Raw genomic sequence first — 15,524 nt, forward strand, 5'->3', positions numbered from 1 at the left:
TTTCTTTATTTTTTAGCAAAAATACGCTAAAATAGTGTAGGTAAAATCACAGAGAACATCTGCAATTTACTGACAGTTCTGTCAGTAATTTATAAATTAAAATCAGGAGAAAACAAAATGAATTTATTAATCATGGGACTTCCAGGAGCTGGTAAAGGAACTCAAGCTGAGTTCATCGTTAAAAATTATGGAGTAAATCACATTTCAACAGGTGACATGTTCCGTGCCGCAATGAAAAACGAAACTGAAATGGGTAAACTTGCTAAATCTTTCATCGATAAAGGTGAACTCGTACCTGATGAAGTAACGAACGGAATTGTTAAAGAACGTTTAGCACAAGATGATATCAAAGCTTCAGGCTTCTTGCTTGATGGATATCCACGTACGATTGACCAAGCTCATGCACTTGATACAATGCTTGAAGAACTCGGAATTAAACTTGATGCCGTTGTAAATATCGTTGTTAACCCAGATATTTTGGTTGACCGTTTAAGTGGCCGTTACATCTGCCGTAACTGTGGAGCAACTTATCATAAAATCTTCAATCCAACTAAAGTTGAAGGTGTTTGTGACGTTTGTGGTAGTCATGACCTTTATCAACGTGCGGATGATGTTCCAGAAACAGTTAAAAATCGTTTGGATGTCAATATTAAAGAATCAGCTCCAATTATTGAACACTACACTGAACTTGGACTTGTTAAAAACATTGAAGGTGAACAAGAAATTAGCCAAGTAACAGAAGATATTAAAAAAGTTTTAGGATAATAAAAATAAAAACCTCTGTCAGAGGTTTTTTTAGTAAAATAGCAAGATTAGAATACAAAATTTTACTGACAAGCTCTCTGTCAGTAAAATTATAAAAATGAAACACCCGAAAACATTGCCATGAACAGCTTTGAAAGCGAGTAATAAATTAAACATGTACTCAAGCTAGAAAAATAAAGGCTTTTCTGAAAGAAAGACTTGCATTTGTTGCTGAAAAATGCTAAAATACATAAGTCCGACTTTTTAGATATATATAGTATATATCTTTCGGGAAATTTCTAAGGAGGTACTTTTGCTTGGCAAAAGATGATGTAATTGAAGTAGACGGCAAAGTCGTTGACACCATGCCGAATGCGATGTTCACGGTTGAACTCGAAAATGGTCACCAAGTCTTGGCGACGATTTCAGGAAAAATTCGAAAGAATTATATCCGTATCTTGCCTGGAGACAAGGTTCAAGTTGAACTCTCACCATACGATTTGACACGCGGACGAATTACTTACCGATTTAAGTAATCCGGACATTCATTGAGTGCATGATGCACAGTAACCATAGAAAGGAAGACACAATGAAAGTAAGACCATCAGTTAAACCAATCTGCGAATACTGTAAAGTTATTCGTCGTAACGGTCGTGTAATGGTAATTTGCCCTGCCAATCCAAAACACAAACAACGTCAGGGATAGAAAGGAAATAGAAAAATATGGCTCGTTTTGCTGGAGTTGATATTCCAAACGAAAAACGCATTGTTATTTCATTAACATACGTATTCGGTGTTGGACTTCAAACATCTAAAAAAGTACTTGCAGCTGCAGGTGTCTCAGAAGATATCCGTACAAAAGATTTAACATCAGATCAAGAAGATGCAATCCGTCGTGAACTCGATGGCTTAAAACTCGAAGGAGACCTTCGTCGTGAAGTGTCACTTAACATCAAACGTTTGATGGAAATCGGTTCTTACCGTGGTATGCGTCACCGTCGTGGACTTCCTACACGTGGACAAAACACTAAGAACAACGCTCGTACACGTAAAGGTCCTGCTAAATCAATCGCAGGTAAGAAAAAATAATTAAATAGAAAGGAGTTAAAATGGCAAAAATTACACGTAAACGTCGTGTTAAAAAGAATATTGAATCTGGAATTGTTCATATCCAATCAACATTCAACAACACAATCGTTATGATCACAGACGTTCATGGTAACGCCCTTGCTTGGTCATCAGCTGGTGCACTTGGATTTAAAGGTTCTAAAAAATCTACACCTTTCGCCGCTCAAATGGCTTCAGAAGCTGCTGCTAAAGCTGCTCAAGAGCAAGGTTTGAAAACTGTATCTGTTACAGTTAAAGGTCCTGGTTCAGGTCGCGAATCAGCTATCCGCGCACTCGCTGCAGCTGGTCTTAATGTAACATCTATCAGTGATGTGACTCCTGTACCTCACAATGGTGCACGTCCTCCAAAACGTCGTCGTGTATAATTAGTTGCTCTTGTCACTAATCACTTTTCGCTTAGAGGAGAACATACATGATTGAGTTTGAAAAACCAAAAATTACTAAATTTGACGAATCAGAAAATTACGGTAAATTCGTTGTTGAACCACTTGAACGTGGTTATGGTACAACTTTAGGTAACTCTCTGCGTCGCGTCCTTTTGTCATCACTTCCTGGTGCTGCTGTGACTTCAATTCAAATTGAAGGTGTTCAACACGAATTCGCAACAATCCCTGGCGTACGTGAAGATGTCATCCAAATCGTTCTTGCGGTTAAAGGAATTGCCATCAAATCATACGTAGAGTCTGAAAAACAAATCGAACTTGACGTAACTGGTCCTATGGATGTTACTGCTGGTGATATCTTAACTGATAGCGACATTGAAATTGTCAACAAAGACCATTACTTGTTCTCTATTGCTGAAGGTCACTCAATGCGTGCTGTAATGACTGTTAAAAAAGGATACGGCTATGTTCCGGCTGACGAAAATAAAGTCGATGGAGCGCCAATTGGCACAATTGCTGTAGACTCAATTTACACACCAGTAAGTAAAGTAAATTATCAAGTAGAACCTGCCCGTGTTGGTGGAGATTCTAGCTATGATAAATTAACACTTGAAATTACTACAAACGGTACTATCGTTTCTGACGAAGCTTTGTCACTCTCAGCTAAAATCTTGACAGACCACTTGAACTTGTTCGTTGATCTTTCAGAAGTTGCAGCTGAAGCCGAAACACTTGTTGTTAAAGATGAAGTTAAAACAGAACGTGTGCTCGATAAAATTATTGAAGAAATGGACTTCTCAGTTCGTGCTTACAATGGTTTGAAACGCGCAGGTATTAACACTGTTGCTGATATTGTTGAAATGAGCGAAGCTGACATGATTAAAGTCAAAAACCTCGGTCACAAATCAGTAGAAGAAGTCAAAGTTAAATTGACTGAATTGGGACTTTCCCTTAAAAAAAGAAAATAATAATATAGGAGGAAACAAATGAGCAATCGTAAACTCGGACGTACATCTTCACAACGTAAAGCTATGCTTCGTGATTTGACTACAGATTTGATCATCAACGAAACTATCGTTACAACTGAAGCTCGCGCTAAAGAAGTTCGTCGTACAGTAGAAAAAATGATTACGCTTGGTAAAAAAGGTGACCTTTCAGCTCGTCGTGCAGCAGCTGCTTACGTACGTAATGAAATCGCAATTAAAGATTTCAACGAAGAAACTGAAACTTTCCCAACTGCCCTTCAAAAATTATTCAACGACCTTGCTAAACGCTACGAAGGACGTAACGGTGGTTACACTCGTATCCTTAAAGTAGAACCACGTCGTGGTGATGCTGCGCCTATGGCAATCATTGAATTGGTTTAATTGTATTAAATCTTGAAGTAATAATAAAATACTAAATTGAGTGTTATGATGTTGGCGGGGGTTTCTGTGGGTGCATGTGTTGAGTTGTGATTGACTCTCTTTCGCATCAGCCTTGCTTATAGTCTAGCTCTGTCTGATTAGATTAAATTTCTAATCTAGTCAGGCCACTCAATTTATTTATTTTAGCCGTTGTAGCTCAGTCGGTAGAGCAGCACCATGGTAAGGTGAAGGTCGACAGTTCGATTCTGTTCAATGGCATATTTTTTACAGTAGATATATTTAAATATGAGAAGTCTTATTTTATAAATAAGACTTTTTATTTACTTTAAAAGCTTTAAAAAGCGAATAATGTCCACGGTTAAATACATTTGTTTTACAAAAACGGCTCCTAATAAAATGAGTGATGATAATATGCACGCACCTATTAATGATATGCAAATTGCTGAGGATATTCATCTTACTTTCAATCACATGATGATGTCAATTTTTCATAGAATAGTTGTGAACAAAAAATGAGAAAAGCAATTTTCGTTGCCTTTGATGGAACAATTAATATTCGTAAGACAAAAAGTACTTTCAAAATTTGAATATTGGTAAAAAGTGGCAGACTTTTTTTACTTTGCAAGCCATTTTCCTTATATTACTGGCTTGTCCAACCATTTCTACAGAATGTTAAGAAGAAATTAAATGCTGATGAAAACTATTTTGGACAAAAATAATAATATTTTCTTGATGTAAATCAATGTTTTATAGTCTTTTTAAACTTATACTAAGACTATAAATATTGATGCGTAATTGCAGGAGGAAAGTATAAATGTCAAAAATAGTAATGAAATTAGATGAATTGAGCTGTCCATCATGTATGGCTAAGATTGAAGGAGCTTTGAATACAACAAATGGAGTAGAAATGGCAAAGGTGCTGTTCAACGCTTCAAAAGTCAAGGCAGAATTTGATGACAATCAGGTAACTGCTACTGACTTAGTTAGTAAAGTTGAGGGACTTGGCTATGTTGTCCAAAAGAGTAAAGTCACGGAAATTTAAAGCTATGATGTGCTAACTATTTTTTATCTAAGATTCGTGTCAGACACTCTGAAATATGATAAAATGGTAAAAGAATAAAATCCTTAATCAAATAAAACAGCGGATTATCCGCTGTTTTGTTACATTTTAATAAATTTTACGTATGAATAAGTGGAGGGAAAATGGCGAAGAAAAAATCATCATTTGTTTGTCAAAATTGTGGCTATAAGTCTGCAAAATACTTAGGACGTTGTCCAAACTGTGGCGAATGGTCTTCTTTTGTTGAAGAAGTTGAAGTCCAAGAAGTTAAAAATCAACGTGTTTCAATGACTGGCGAACGTTCAAAACCATTGAAGCTAGATGAAGTTGAATTATTTGATACTCCTCGTATTGAAACGGACCTAGATGAATTTAATCGTGTATTAGGAGGGGGTGTCGTTCCTGGTTCATTAGTTCTGATTGGGGGAGATCCTGGGATAGGTAAATCAACCTTACTTTTACAGGTTTCTACTCAATTGGCTTCTAGAGGGCGTGTGCTTTATGTGAGTGGTGAAGAATCAGCCCAACAAATTAAACTAAGAGCTGAGCGTTTAGGAGATATTGACCGTGACTTTTATCTCTATGCTGAAACAAATATGCAGTCGATTCGTGCAGAAGTTGAGCGTTTAAAACCTAACTTCTTAATTATTGATTCCATTCAAACAATCATGACACCAGAAATTCAATCAACTCAAGGCTCTGTAAGTCAAGTTCGTGAAGTGACTGGAGAATTGATGCAAATTGCTAAAACGAATGATATTGCGACTTTTATTGTTGGTCATGTAACTAAAGAAGGACAGCTGGCTGGTCCAAGGATGTTGGAGCACATGGTTGATACGGTGCTGTATTTTGAAGGAGAACGAAATAATACATTTAGAATTCTTCGTGCTGTAAAAAACCGTTTTGGTTCAACTAATGAAATTGGAATTTTTGAGATGCAGGGTCATGGCTTGGTCGAAGTGACTAATCCCTCAGAGGTCTTTTTAGAAGAACGCTTAGAGGGCTCAACTGGATCTGCAATTGTTTGTGCACTTGAAGGAACACGGCCTATACTAGTTGAAATACAAGCACTGACGACACCGACAATGTTTGGAAATGCTAAAAGGACGACCTCAGGCCTAGATTTTAACCGTGTAAGTTTAATTATGGCGGTGCTTGAAAAGAGAACGGGGCTCTTGATGCAAAATCAAGATGCCTACCTCAAATCTGCGGGGGGAGTAAAATTGGATGAGCCAGCCATTGACCTCGCGGTTGCGGTTGCTGTGGCTTCAAGTTATAAAGAACTTCCAACAGATGCGCGTGAATGTTTTATTGGTGAAATTGGTTTAACGGGTGAAATTCGTCGGGTGACCCGAATTGAACAAAGATTAAATGAAGCTGCAAAACTAGGTTTTAAAAAAGTATATGCTCCTAAAAATTCAATTGTAGGGATTGATATTCCTGAACAGATTCAAGTGATTGGAGTAACAACTTTAACTGAATGTTTAAAACTAGTCTTTGGCTAATATAAAAATAAGGCTATTTCGTTAATGAAATAGCCTTTGCTTTTTATGAATGACTTATCTTATAAGAATAATAAGCTAATAGAATTAATAGACTAGAGCCGATTAATGTAAAATCACCTAACCATAAACTTAAAAGAGAAGAAATAAAGGCTCCCACAACAAATGATAAAGCAAGAGATAAGAAGATGAGTGAATTTTTTAAGTCCTTAGTGTTTTTAGAAACTAAATATTGACCTAGATTTGTTCCAAAAGCTTTGATATTACCTGTGGACATGATATTAGCATAAGGAAGTCCTCTGACTCGAGTAAAGGTATCACCTTGAATAACCATAAAAAAGGAGAGAATTCCAACAAAAAGTGAGGCTGATAAATGTAAAAAAGTAGAGAAGGCGAGAGAAATGAGTAAAATACCAATCATTTGTATGAAGAGAAGGGATTCAATTTCACTTTGATTATTTTGGGTTTTATATTTGGTGAATAAGGTCTTGAAAAGTGCACCTAGTGCAAAAAATAAAATTGGAATAATAAATTGAAAAGCTTTCTCCAGATTTCCATGGGCTAAATTAATTCCAGTCTGAATCAAATTCCCAGTTTGGAGACTAGCGAAACGGCCGTCAAAATGAAAAAAGGTAAAGGCATCAACAAAGCCTGTATTCATGGCAAGTAATAGAGCAACAAGTAAACTTTCTTTAGAATGGACTGCGGATTTAAGCATAATTTTTTCCTTCATAATCTGTAAAAGATAAGGTCATTATAGCACAATGATAATCTAATGTACTCTATTTAAAATAAAAAATTAAATGATCGCTAATAAGGGATATAAGTTATAAAATAATAAATATAGCATGAGAAATTAAATAGATTTCTTGTGTTTGGATAAGCAATATTAAAGGAGCGTGTGGTATAATTGACACAGGGCTTTCTTGTAAGCCTATCCATTTTCTAAAAGGAGGAAAAGATATGCGTCGTTGGATTATTCATCTTGTTATGACTGTCATCGGAGCATCGCTAGGTGTTGCTGTTGTACCATCAATTTTAAAGGTATTTGGTTGGGACACAGGGATTTTGCAGAACGAAGCTGTTGACGGTGTGATTGGTGCAATTATTTTTATTATTCTTTCATTTATATTTGCCGGTTCAATGCTTAATGGGTTGAAAAAAATAGATTCTAGAATTTCCAAAATGAATATGTCAAAAATGGTCTTCAATATTATTGGGATTGTTCTTGGTCTTCTCGTTGGGGTTATTGGAAGTATTCCATTAAGATTTTTAAATGTTCCTATTTTAAGTAATATCATTTCATTCATACTTGTTTTGGTGATGATTTATTTGGGATATGTTTTGTTTGATCGACGAGGAGACGAAATTGCTAGAGTGCTTTTTCGTAAGCGCCGTGAAGCAATGGCAACTGAACCAGCAGAAGTTGCTGAGGAAGTTGTCGGTGAATCTAAGAGTGATAATAGTATTTTATTGGATACAAGTTCAATCATTGATGGTCGGATTTTAGATGTAATTAAAACAGGGTTCATTTCAGATAAAATTATTGTTCCTAATTTTGTGATTTTAGAATTACAATTAATTTCTGATAGTTCAGACCCACTGAAAAGGGCTAAAGGACGTCGGGGCTTGGATTTGGTTAATGAATTGACTAAATTTGATCAAGTTGAAATTTCTCAAGTTGATTTTCCAGATGTTCGAGAAGTTGATACTAAACTTCTTAAATATGCAAGTTCTACTGGCTCAAAATTAGTGACGAATGATTTTAATCTTAATAAAGTTGCTGAAATTCAGGGTGTTCGAGTTCTTAACATTAATGACCTTGCTAATGCTGTGAAAACACAACTTGTTGTGGGCGAACATATTAACGTACAAATTATTCGTGCTGGTTCTGAACGTCAACAAGGCGTGGCTTATTTGCCAGATGGAACAATGATTGTCATCGAAGATACTGCAAAATTGATTGATAAAACAGTTACTGTTGAAGTTGCTAAGGTGCTACAAACAAGTGCTGGTCGAATGATTTTTGCTGATTTAGTAAAAAAATAAAGAAGAAAACCGATAAATTATCGGTTTTTATCTTAAATGAATTTTGAGTATTTAGGAGTTTAATATGTATTTAAAACGTTTTATTCAATTGTTTGTAGTTTTTTTAATTTCTTTAGCTGTTTTTGCTTTGATATTAGAAATGAATTTTGGAAATTATTGGTTAAGATTTGTTTTAGGACTTATCATTGCTTATGTTTTTCTTACTTTACCACTTGTTCTCTTAACAATTTTTAAAACTAATAAAAAGGCTAATGTTGTTGGTACGAATGCTGTAGAAAATGAACTTGCTTATCTTTTAAAAGACTTTCCAGGCTACCTTGCTTTAAGTGTGACTGATGAAAATTCAAAGAGTTCAACAACGATTATGAGTTTTATTCAAGCTCAAAAAACGGAAAATATTTTCTACATGGTTGCGGATAAAAAAGCTTCAAAGATTAGTGATATAAAAAGAAATTCACAAGTGAGTTTTACGACTTGGTTTGATAAGTTGGAAAAAGGAGGGCGTTTGACTTCAAATCGGGTTCATGCAGAAATCTTAGAAGAGGCTAAAGCTCAAGAAATTGTGAAAAAAGAAGGATTAATCCTATCTCTTCATGAAAATGCGGAGAATATGTCAATTATTGCTTTAAGGATTGAATCGGCCCTTTATGAAAATTTTAAAGGTCAAACTAAAGTTATTAATTTTGAAAAATAATTTATTAAAACTGCTTTTTAGCAGTTTTTTTATTTTAATAAAAGTGGGAAATATTGATATTTTAGCTATATTGTATTACTATATAGATGTAGTTAGTATTACTAAATAGCGGAGGAAAAAATGAATCAAATTACAGAAATGTTGAAAGGAGTTCTTGAGGGTTGTGTTTTAGAAATCATTGGTCAAGGGGAAACCTATGGTTATGAAATTACTCAAAAACTGCGAGAACTTGGTTTTGAAGATGTTGTAGAAGGAACGGTATATACGATTACGATGCGTCTTGAAAAGAAAGGGTATGTTGAGATTAGAAAAAAGCCTTCAAAACTTGGCCCCGCTCGAAAATGGTATCGTTTAAATGAAGCAGGGCAAATTGAGCGCGGTAATTTTTGGAAAAAATGGGCTTTTATTTCAGAAAAATTGGAGTTTTTACGTCATCAAAATTTATTGAGTGAGCAGAAGGGAGAAAATCATGGCGGAGCATAGAAATATTGTTGATAGAATGATTGGTCTTGAAGAAAAAAGAGAATTTCGCGAATTTGAAAATCGTGCTCAGAAACTTGGAGAGAATTATTATGAAGATTATAAGGAATTAAAAAAATATATATGGCACTCTGGGGTAACGAAATGGGCAGATTTCAAATTTATTTTTGGACAAGTTCTTGATTTACTTGAAGAAGCTAAAATCCAAGACAAAGAATTGACTGATTTAATTGGTCCAGATGTTGCGACGTTTATTGATGAGATGATGGATGATAATAGTTGGGAAAAAAAGCAAAAAAATAAACTTAATAAGGAGCTGAAAAATGGTTTTAGATAAAATTAGTGACCTTCTTGCTGAAAAAAAAGACTGGCAAGAAATGCAAAATCGAGCTAAAAAATTACCTAAAGATTTTTATCAGGCTTATCGTTCAATTCAAAAATATATGTTCAAAATGGGGGCAACAGATTGGCATATTTTTAATGATATTATTGAATTATTTGAACTGGCAGTAGTTGATGGGCGAAGCCCAGCAGAGGTTCTGGGCGATGATGTTGCAACTTTTGCTGATGAATTATTAAGTGATAATAAAGAGGATTGGCGAAATAAATATCGTCAAGCTTTGAATGATTATTTTGCTCAAAAGTAATAAATAGATTTTACTGATAAGTCTGTCAGTAAAATTGAAAATTTATCAATAAAAAAAGTTACTGACAGGTTTGTTAGTAACTTTTGTTTTTTTTAAAATTCCATGACCATATTGTACCAAGTTTCTCCACCGAATTTTGACTCGGAAAGTCCTTCGTCAGTAAAGCCGTGTTTTTCATAATAGGGAACTAAATAATCATGGCAAGTAAGACTAATTCCCAAACGTTTTTTCGATTTGGCTTCTTTTTCAAGTAAAAGGAGTAAGTTTGTCGCAATTCCTAAGCCTTGATAATCAGGGTCAACGGTTAAACTGATGATTTTTTGGAAACCACCTGTTTTGGGATTGGCTTCGGTACGTTCAAAAGATTCATCATCCAAGTAACGACCTTCTGTAACAGGACCAGAAACGTAACCTACGACAGTTCCTTCACTATTTCTTGCTGCGATAAAGCTATCAGGAATTAAGTTAATTCTTTCGATCATTGACTCTACAGAGAGGGCTTCATTTTCTGAGAAAGTAGCTCTTTCAATACGGATGACATCATCTATATCATTTGGCATAATTTGAGTATAAGTAATTTCATTCATACAATTAATTCTAACATAGACTGTTCAGAAAGGAAATCAATAATCATCCTTAGTAATTAAAAGAATAAATAGTTTGTCATTTAAAGGATATGAAGTGGTTTAAAAATCTAAAATCTTTAATAAAATAAAGTTTAACTAAATGTTTACTTAAGATTTACAAAAAATTTACATTGAGTTTTGGAGAATGGGATAAAATGAAAGGGTAGTAATCAAACCAATGGAGGTTTTATGAACACAAGCGGAAAAAAATTCCTAGGAATTTTAATTGGAATTTCAGCTCTTTTATTAATTATTGCGTCTTTGGGGGATTTGCAAATTTCTAAAATGGTTATGGATCAAAATTCAATTTTTGGTAATCTTTTTCAGATATTTGGAATGTTTCCGTCAGCGCTTATCCCTTTTATTTCAGCGGAAATTATCTTCATTTATGGTCTAAGACAAGATAATCAACTGACAAAATGGATTTTAGCGATTTCTGGACTTGGCTTTGCTTATTGGTCAGCATGGGGCTGGGTTGATGGTTGGATGTTTTACGGTGTGACCACACTTAATAACATCCAAAATCATCAGCCACTGGGTGCGGCAAATAACAGCATTGGAGCCACAGCGACTTATTCTTTCGGACTTGAAGCACTTTTTACATTTATTATCCTGGTCATCGGGACATTTTTGATTTATAGATGGCTGAGCAAGAAAACTTACGAAGAATTAAGTCAATTGATTATTGTGGCGATTGCTGGGATTGCTGTCGTTTATGTCAGCAACTCAATTGTCAATACGATGAAAGTTAACTGGGGGCGTTTTCGCCCTTATGAGGTTAAGGAAATTGTTTCCTCTACCAAAGGAACGTTCACTAATTGGTGGCATTTGAACGGTCAAACAGGTCATCAATCATTCCCGTCAGGTCATACAATCGCAGCGGCTGCAGCACTCTTTTTACCATTTTTTGCTGACAGAAAAAATCTTAAAGGCCAAAAGATTTTGGCTTACAGCGGATTTGTTTTCACACTTTTAATGATGGCTGCTCGGGTCCGAATTGGTGCACATTTCTTATCGGATACCACGATGTCATTAATTATCGCGTCTTTAGTTACTTTTGTTGCCACAAAGGCAATTGGTTATTCATTTATTGAGGAAGAGTCTCTCAACTAGAAAATTATAAAAGATTACTACAAAAATAACATTCTTTGGGGTGTTATTTTGATTTTGGTTGTAAATTCTTTGTTTTCTGGAGAGATTGTCTTATACTAATGCTAAGAAAATCAATTTTTGAAAGGAATAAAAAGATGAAAACAAGTGATGCTTTGATTGTAATTGATATGCAAAATGAGGTATGTGCGGGGATTTATCGGCGAGAAGAATTAATTGAGCAAATTAATCAACGAATTATTACTTATCGAAAGGCTAAAAAACCGATTATTTTTATCCAGCATAATGATGATGAACTGATAAAAGAAAGTTTTGGTTGGCAAATGATTCCAGAATTGCTGACAGCATCTACTGACAAGTATGTTGAAAAAACGCATGCCAATGGTTTCTATCAAACGGAACTGCAAAAATTACTGACAGACTTGTCAGTAAAATTGATTGAATTTTGCGGTGCTCAAACTGAATTTTGTGTTAACACGACGCTTGTTTTTGCTCATGGTCTGGGCTATCAAAATTGGATGCAAAGGGGGGCAAGTTCAACTTTTGATAGTAAATGGCTGTCAGCAAAAGAAATCGTTGATTTTTATGAAAACCATCTTTGGGATGAACGATTTCTTCAATTCTTAGATTAAATTTGTCAATGATAGATTACAAATGAATTTTAGGTCGGCATGCTTTCTTAATTTGTGGTAAAATAGAGGTGATTGTTAGAGTAGTTTAGGCTATTTAAAACCAAGAACGATTCATTTCTTACAGAAAAGAAGTGAACGAATTTATGAGGAGAATTGGATTAATATGAATAAAAAAATCCGCGTCCGTTACGCACCATCACCAACAGGACTTTTGCATATCGGGAATGCTCGTACAGCCCTTTTTAACTATCTTTTTGCCCGTCATCACGGGGGAGATTTTATCATCCGTATTGAAGATACAGACCGTGAACGTCACGTAGAAGATGGTGAGCGTTCACAACTTGAAAACCTTCGTTGGTTGGGAATGGATTGGGATGAAAGTCCTGAAACACATGAAAACTACCGTCAATCAGAACGTTTGCCTTTATATCAAAAATATATTGACCAATTGTTGACTGAAGGAAAAGCTTATTATTCTTATAAAACGCCAGAAGAACTTGAAGCTGACCATGCGAAACAAGAAGCGGCAGGAATTGCTCCACACTATATTAACGAATATGCTGGCATGAGTGATGATGAAAAAGCAGCTTATATCGCGGAGCGTAAAGCGCAAAATATTGAACCGGTTGTTCGTATCTCTGTTGATGAAAAAGCAATTTATAAATGGAATGATATTGTTAAAGGCGACATTGAATTTGAAGGTAAAAACATCGGTGGAGATTGGGTAATCCAAAAACGTGATGGTTACCCAACTTACAATTTTGCTGTTGTTGTTGATGACCATGATATGCAAATCTCACATGTTATCCGTGGAGATGACCATATTGCCAATACGCCAAAACAATTAGTTGTTTACGATGCTTTGGGTTGGGAAGCACCACAATTTGGTCACATGACTTTGATTATTAATTCTGAAACTGGGAAAAAATTATCAAAACGTGACACAAATACACTTCAGTTTATTGAAGACTACCGTAAAAAAGGTTACATGTCTGATGCCATTTTCAACTTTATTGCACTTTTGGGCTGGAATCCTGGCGGAGAAAAAGAAATTTTCTCTCGTGAAGAATTAATTGAACTTTTTGATGAACATCGTTTGTCTAAATCACCAGCAGCCTTTGACCAAAAGAAATTGGACTGGTTGGATAATGAATACATCAAAAATGCTGATTTTGCTAAAGTATTTGAATTGACAAAACCATTCCTTGTTGCTGCTAATCGCTTTGATGAACGTGCTGAGGAACTGGTTAAACTTTATCAACCACAAATGAAATCAGCAGATGAAATTGTTGAATTAACAGACCTTTTCTATGGAGATTTCCCAGAATTGACTGATGAAGCTCGTGAAATGTTGGCTGCTGAAACAACACCATTAGCTTTGAGTACTTTCCGTGCAAAATTGGCTGAGCTTCCTGAAAATGATTTTACAGTGGAAAATATTTTCCCACTCTTTAAAGCGACTCAAAAAGAAACTGGCGTAAAAGGTAAAATGCTTTGGATGCCAATTCGTATTGCAGCTTCAGGTTCAATGCATGGTCCAGAATTACCAGAAACAATTGCACTTCTTGGAAAAGAAAAAGTATTGGCTCATTTGGACGCTGCTTTAAATAAATAATATAATAAAAAGACGCCGTGTGGCGTCTTTTTATTAAACCAAAATAGAACACTCAGACATTCAAATGGTATAAAATAAGGAGATAAACTAACGAAAAGATAGACTTATGGAAACAAGACATTTCAAAAATATTATTATTGGATTCGGTAAGGCTGGTCGAGCTTTGGCAAAAACATTGTCGCAGCACGGAGAAGAAGCTCTGATTATTGAACGTGACCAGGCGATGTTCGGCGGAACTTGTCCCAATGTTGGCTGTGCACCTTCTAAAACTCTAATTGTTGCCGGACAAAAAAATATGAACTTTTCAGAAGCAATGGCTACTAAATACAAGGTTCGTGAAATTTTACACAATGGAGCCTATCACGGGGCAGCTGACGAACCATTGGTTTATGTCATGGATGGAATTGCGCGTTTTATTAATCAAGAAACCCTTGAGGTCGTTAATGGTGACAAGATAAGCAAAGTGATTGGAGAACGCATTTTCATCAATACGGGAGCAACTCCACTGATTCCCGAAATTTCAGGAATTCAAGAATCCAAAAATGTAATTACATCTGAAGGAGCGATGGAACTTTCTGAACTTCCAAAGAAATTAGTTATCATCGGCGCGGGCTATATTGGTTTAGAATTTGCCGGAATGTTTAATAAATTTGGGTCTAAGGTCACAATTTTAGAACCTCATTCAACATTTTTACCCAAAGAAGACGACGATATTTCAAGGGAAATTTTTAAAGATTTAAAGGCTTCAGGAGTTGAAATTCATCTTGGGGTTAAAGTTGAAAAAATTACTGACAGCGAAGTTTTGGCAGGAGGTCAGACCTATTCAGCTGACAAGATATTAGTGGCAACAGGTCGCAGGCCTAATATTACTGACTTAAATTTGGAAAAAGCTGGTGTTGAACTTTCAGAAAGTGGTTATATTAAAGTTGATGATGATTTAAAAACAAGTACAGAAAATATCTGGGCACTTGGTGACGTTCGGGGAGGTGGACAATTCTACTATCTGTCAACAGATGATTTTCGGATTGTCAATAATCAATTGTTTGGTGATCACTCGCGTAAATTAAGTGACAGAACACTCGTGCCCTATTCTGTTTTTATTAGTCCAACCTTATCTCGAATTGGCTTGGATGAAAAACAAGCGAAAAAAGCTGGGGTTAATTATCGTTTATTTAAGATGGCTGCGGCACCAATTGTTAAGTCTAAAGTTGTTCAAGATACTCGCGGAATTCTTAAAGCTCTTGTTGACCCAAAAACAGATGAAATTCTCGGTGCAACTTTATATCATGAAGATTCTCATGAGGTCATCAATCTTGTAAGTTTGGCTATGAAAATGCATACGCCCTATCAAATTTTACGCGACCAAATTTTCACTCATCCAACAATGGGCGAAGGTCTGAATGATTTATTTCAAAATGAAGTGAAATAAAAGTTACTGACAGCTTTCTTTTATGAGTGAGTATCGCACAAAAAATTTCTTTCAGTAA

The 15,524-nt window shown here is 35.4% G+C and carries 21 protein-coding genes and 1 tRNA gene; 20 read left to right on the plus strand and 2 right to left on the minus strand.

All coding sequences use genetic code 11. The annotated features are described in order from the left end of the window. Nucleotides 1–117 precede the first annotated feature (117 nt). From IAE52_RS06475 to radA, 11 genes are all read left to right on the plus strand, one after another. The gene (locus IAE52_RS06475) at nucleotides 118–765 is read left to right on the plus strand and encodes an adenylate kinase (protein ID WP_010906298.1); all 648 of its coding nucleotides are present in this window, start codon (nucleotides 118–120) and stop codon (nucleotides 763–765) included. Between the two features lie 296 nt (nucleotides 766–1,061). Next, nucleotides 1,062–1,280: a translation initiation factor IF-1 gene (gene infA / locus IAE52_RS06480; RefSeq protein ID WP_003130554.1), complete on the plus strand. Its 219-nt coding sequence runs from the start codon at nucleotides 1,062–1,064 to the stop codon at nucleotides 1,278–1,280. 53 nt (nucleotides 1,281–1,333) lie between these two features. After that, nucleotides 1,334–1,450, plus strand: coding sequence for a 50S ribosomal protein L36 (gene rpmJ / locus IAE52_RS06485; RefSeq protein ID WP_001808836.1), 117 nt, complete (start codon nucleotides 1,334–1,336; stop codon nucleotides 1,448–1,450). Nucleotides 1,451–1,467: 17 nt separating this feature from the next. Continuing rightward, nucleotides 1,468–1,833 carry a 30S ribosomal protein S13 gene (gene rpsM / locus IAE52_RS06490; RefSeq protein ID WP_003130555.1) on the plus strand — a complete coding sequence of 122 codons (366 nt, stop codon included), beginning with the start codon at nucleotides 1,468–1,470 and terminating at the stop codon, nucleotides 1,831–1,833. Between the two features lie 20 nt (nucleotides 1,834–1,853). Further along, nucleotides 1,854–2,237: a 30S ribosomal protein S11 gene (gene rpsK, locus IAE52_RS06495; protein ID WP_010906297.1), complete on the plus strand. Its 384-nt coding sequence runs from the start codon at nucleotides 1,854–1,856 to the stop codon at nucleotides 2,235–2,237. A gap of 47 nt (nucleotides 2,238–2,284) precedes the next feature. Next, nucleotides 2,285–3,223 carry a DNA-directed RNA polymerase subunit alpha gene (locus IAE52_RS06500; RefSeq protein ID WP_003130557.1) on the plus strand — a complete coding sequence of 313 codons (939 nt, stop codon included), beginning with the start codon at nucleotides 2,285–2,287 and terminating at the stop codon, nucleotides 3,221–3,223. An 18-nt stretch (nucleotides 3,224–3,241) separates the two neighbouring features. Beyond that, the gene (gene rplQ, locus IAE52_RS06505; protein ID WP_003130558.1) at nucleotides 3,242–3,622 is read left to right on the plus strand and encodes a 50S ribosomal protein L17; all 381 of its coding nucleotides are present in this window, start codon (nucleotides 3,242–3,244) and stop codon (nucleotides 3,620–3,622) included. Nucleotides 3,623–3,807: 185 nt separating this feature from the next. Next, a tRNA-Thr gene (locus IAE52_RS06510) sits at nucleotides 3,808–3,880 on the plus strand. A gap of 90 nt (nucleotides 3,881–3,970) precedes the next feature. After that, complete coding sequence (locus IAE52_RS11535; protein WP_010906295.1) at nucleotides 3,971–4,138, plus strand: isomerase; 168 nt, start codon at nucleotides 3,971–3,973, stop codon at nucleotides 4,136–4,138. A gap of 298 nt (nucleotides 4,139–4,436) precedes the next feature. Beyond that, the gene (locus IAE52_RS06515) at nucleotides 4,437–4,664 is read left to right on the plus strand and encodes a heavy-metal-associated domain-containing protein (RefSeq protein WP_010906294.1); all 228 of its coding nucleotides are present in this window, start codon (nucleotides 4,437–4,439) and stop codon (nucleotides 4,662–4,664) included. Between the two features lie 161 nt (nucleotides 4,665–4,825). After that, nucleotides 4,826–6,187: a DNA repair protein RadA gene (radA, locus tag IAE52_RS06520; RefSeq protein ID WP_003130563.1), complete on the plus strand. Its 1,362-nt coding sequence runs from the start codon at nucleotides 4,826–4,828 to the stop codon at nucleotides 6,185–6,187. A gap of 43 nt (nucleotides 6,188–6,230) precedes the next feature. Here radA and IAE52_RS06525 read toward each other — a convergent pair whose 3' ends face one another. Continuing rightward, nucleotides 6,231–6,917 carry a YoaK family protein gene (locus IAE52_RS06525; RefSeq protein WP_109991334.1) on the minus strand — a complete coding sequence of 229 codons (687 nt, stop codon included), beginning with the start codon at nucleotides 6,915–6,917 and terminating at the stop codon, nucleotides 6,231–6,233. Between the two features lie 230 nt (nucleotides 6,918–7,147). Between IAE52_RS06525 and IAE52_RS06530 the strand changes: the two genes are divergently transcribed. The 5 genes from IAE52_RS06530 to IAE52_RS06550 all read left to right on the plus strand — a co-directional run bounded on the left by IAE52_RS06530 (nucleotide 7,148) and on the right by IAE52_RS06550 (nucleotide 10,054). Next, nucleotides 7,148–8,233, plus strand: a complete 1,086-nt coding sequence (locus IAE52_RS06530; protein WP_033900742.1) for a PIN/TRAM domain-containing protein — start codon at nucleotides 7,148–7,150, stop codon at nucleotides 8,231–8,233. 64 nt (nucleotides 8,234–8,297) lie between these two features. Next, nucleotides 8,298–8,927 (plus strand): hypothetical protein, encoded by a 630-nt coding sequence (locus tag IAE52_RS06535; protein ID WP_003129888.1) that lies wholly within the window; start codon nucleotides 8,298–8,300, stop codon nucleotides 8,925–8,927. A gap of 120 nt (nucleotides 8,928–9,047) precedes the next feature. After that, entirely contained in the window at nucleotides 9,048–9,410 is a 363-nt protein-coding gene (locus IAE52_RS06540; RefSeq protein WP_003129889.1) for a PadR family transcriptional regulator, read from the plus strand. After that, nucleotides 9,397–9,744 (plus strand): DUF1048 domain-containing protein, encoded by a 348-nt coding sequence (locus IAE52_RS06545; protein ID WP_012898595.1) that lies wholly within the window; start codon nucleotides 9,397–9,399, stop codon nucleotides 9,742–9,744. Before IAE52_RS06540 ends, IAE52_RS06545 begins: the two co-directional genes overlap by 14 nt. Then, on the plus strand, nucleotides 9,731–10,054 hold the full coding sequence (locus IAE52_RS06550) for a DUF1048 domain-containing protein (RefSeq protein ID WP_003129893.1): 324 nt from the start codon (nucleotides 9,731–9,733) through the stop codon (nucleotides 10,052–10,054). Before IAE52_RS06545 ends, IAE52_RS06550 begins: the two co-directional genes overlap by 14 nt. 92 nt (nucleotides 10,055–10,146) lie before the next feature. On the opposite strand, the gene IAE52_RS06555 is transcribed toward IAE52_RS06550, so the two are convergent. After that, nucleotides 10,147–10,641, minus strand: coding sequence for a GNAT family N-acetyltransferase (locus tag IAE52_RS06555; protein ID WP_012898594.1), 495 nt, complete (start codon nucleotides 10,639–10,641; stop codon nucleotides 10,147–10,149). Between the two features lie 228 nt (nucleotides 10,642–10,869). Here IAE52_RS06555 and IAE52_RS06560 point away from each other — a divergent pair, with 228 nt between their 5' ends. From IAE52_RS06560 to IAE52_RS06575, 4 genes are all read left to right on the plus strand, one after another. After that, nucleotides 10,870–11,793 carry a phosphatase PAP2 family protein gene (locus IAE52_RS06560; protein ID WP_109991333.1) on the plus strand — a complete coding sequence of 308 codons (924 nt, stop codon included), beginning with the start codon at nucleotides 10,870–10,872 and terminating at the stop codon, nucleotides 11,791–11,793. 98 nt (nucleotides 11,794–11,891) lie between these two features. Further along, complete coding sequence (locus IAE52_RS06565; RefSeq protein ID WP_074453830.1) at nucleotides 11,892–12,422, plus strand: cysteine hydrolase family protein; 531 nt, start codon at nucleotides 11,892–11,894, stop codon at nucleotides 12,420–12,422. A 163-nt stretch (nucleotides 12,423–12,585) separates the two neighbouring features. After that, nucleotides 12,586–14,037: a glutamate--tRNA ligase gene (gltX, locus tag IAE52_RS06570; protein ID WP_010906290.1), complete on the plus strand. Its 1,452-nt coding sequence runs from the start codon at nucleotides 12,586–12,588 to the stop codon at nucleotides 14,035–14,037. A gap of 106 nt (nucleotides 14,038–14,143) precedes the next feature. Further along, the gene (locus IAE52_RS06575; RefSeq protein ID WP_109991332.1) at nucleotides 14,144–15,466 is read left to right on the plus strand and encodes an FAD-dependent oxidoreductase; all 1,323 of its coding nucleotides are present in this window, start codon (nucleotides 14,144–14,146) and stop codon (nucleotides 15,464–15,466) included. The last annotated feature ends 58 nt before the right edge of the window (nucleotides 15,467–15,524 follow it).

It is taken from the genome of Lactococcus sp. S47 (assembly GCF_016517475.1).
In the GTDB taxonomy this organism is placed as follows: Bacteria; Bacillota; Bacilli; order Lactobacillales; family Streptococcaceae; genus Lactococcus; species Lactococcus lactis.

Excerpts from the sequence above, each read along its gene's own strand:
- rplQ (WP_003130558.1), top strand. The coding sequence starts at position 3,242 with ATGAGCAATCGTAAACTCGGACGTACATCTTCACAACGTAAAGCTATG.
- IAE52_RS06550 (WP_003129893.1), top strand. The coding sequence starts at position 9,731 with ATGGTTTTAGATAAAATTAGTGACCTTCTTGCTGAAAAAAAAGACTGG.
- IAE52_RS06475 (WP_010906298.1), top strand. The coding sequence starts at position 118 with ATGAATTTATTAATCATGGGACTTCCAGGAGCTGGTAAAGGAACTCAA.
- IAE52_RS06545 (WP_012898595.1), top strand. The coding sequence starts at position 9,397 with ATGGCGGAGCATAGAAATATTGTTGATAGAATGATTGGTCTTGAAGAA.
- IAE52_RS06500 (WP_003130557.1), top strand. The coding sequence starts at position 2,285 with ATGATTGAGTTTGAAAAACCAAAAATTACTAAATTTGACGAATCAGAA.
- rpsM (WP_003130555.1), top strand. The coding sequence starts at position 1,468 with ATGGCTCGTTTTGCTGGAGTTGATATTCCAAACGAAAAACGCATTGTT.
- IAE52_RS06575 (WP_109991332.1), top strand. The coding sequence starts at position 14,144 with ATGGAAACAAGACATTTCAAAAATATTATTATTGGATTCGGTAAGGCT.
- rpsK (WP_010906297.1), top strand. The coding sequence starts at position 1,854 with ATGGCAAAAATTACACGTAAACGTCGTGTTAAAAAGAATATTGAATCT.
- IAE52_RS06565 (WP_074453830.1), top strand. The coding sequence starts at position 11,892 with ATGCTAAGAAAATCAATTTTTGAAAGGAATAAAAAGATGAAAACAAGT.
- IAE52_RS06530 (WP_033900742.1), top strand. The coding sequence starts at position 7,148 with ATGCGTCGTTGGATTATTCATCTTGTTATGACTGTCATCGGAGCATCG.
- IAE52_RS06540 (WP_003129889.1), top strand. The coding sequence starts at position 9,048 with ATGAATCAAATTACAGAAATGTTGAAAGGAGTTCTTGAGGGTTGTGTT.
- rpmJ (WP_001808836.1), top strand. The coding sequence starts at position 1,334 with ATGAAAGTAAGACCATCAGTTAAACCAATCTGCGAATACTGTAAAGTT.
- IAE52_RS11535 (WP_010906295.1), top strand. The coding sequence starts at position 3,971 with ATGTCCACGGTTAAATACATTTGTTTTACAAAAACGGCTCCTAATAAA.
- IAE52_RS06515 (WP_010906294.1), top strand. The coding sequence starts at position 4,437 with ATGTCAAAAATAGTAATGAAATTAGATGAATTGAGCTGTCCATCATGT.
- gltX (WP_010906290.1), top strand. The coding sequence starts at position 12,586 with ATGAATAAAAAAATCCGCGTCCGTTACGCACCATCACCAACAGGACTT.
- IAE52_RS06555 (WP_012898594.1), bottom strand. The coding sequence starts at position 10,641 with ATGAATGAAATTACTTATACTCAAATTATGCCAAATGATATAGATGAT.
- IAE52_RS06535 (WP_003129888.1), top strand. The coding sequence starts at position 8,298 with ATGTATTTAAAACGTTTTATTCAATTGTTTGTAGTTTTTTTAATTTCT.
- IAE52_RS06525 (WP_109991334.1), bottom strand. The coding sequence starts at position 6,917 with ATGAAGGAAAAAATTATGCTTAAATCCGCAGTCCATTCTAAAGAAAGT.
- IAE52_RS06560 (WP_109991333.1), top strand. The coding sequence starts at position 10,870 with ATGAACACAAGCGGAAAAAAATTCCTAGGAATTTTAATTGGAATTTCA.
- radA (WP_003130563.1), top strand. The coding sequence starts at position 4,826 with ATGGCGAAGAAAAAATCATCATTTGTTTGTCAAAATTGTGGCTATAAG.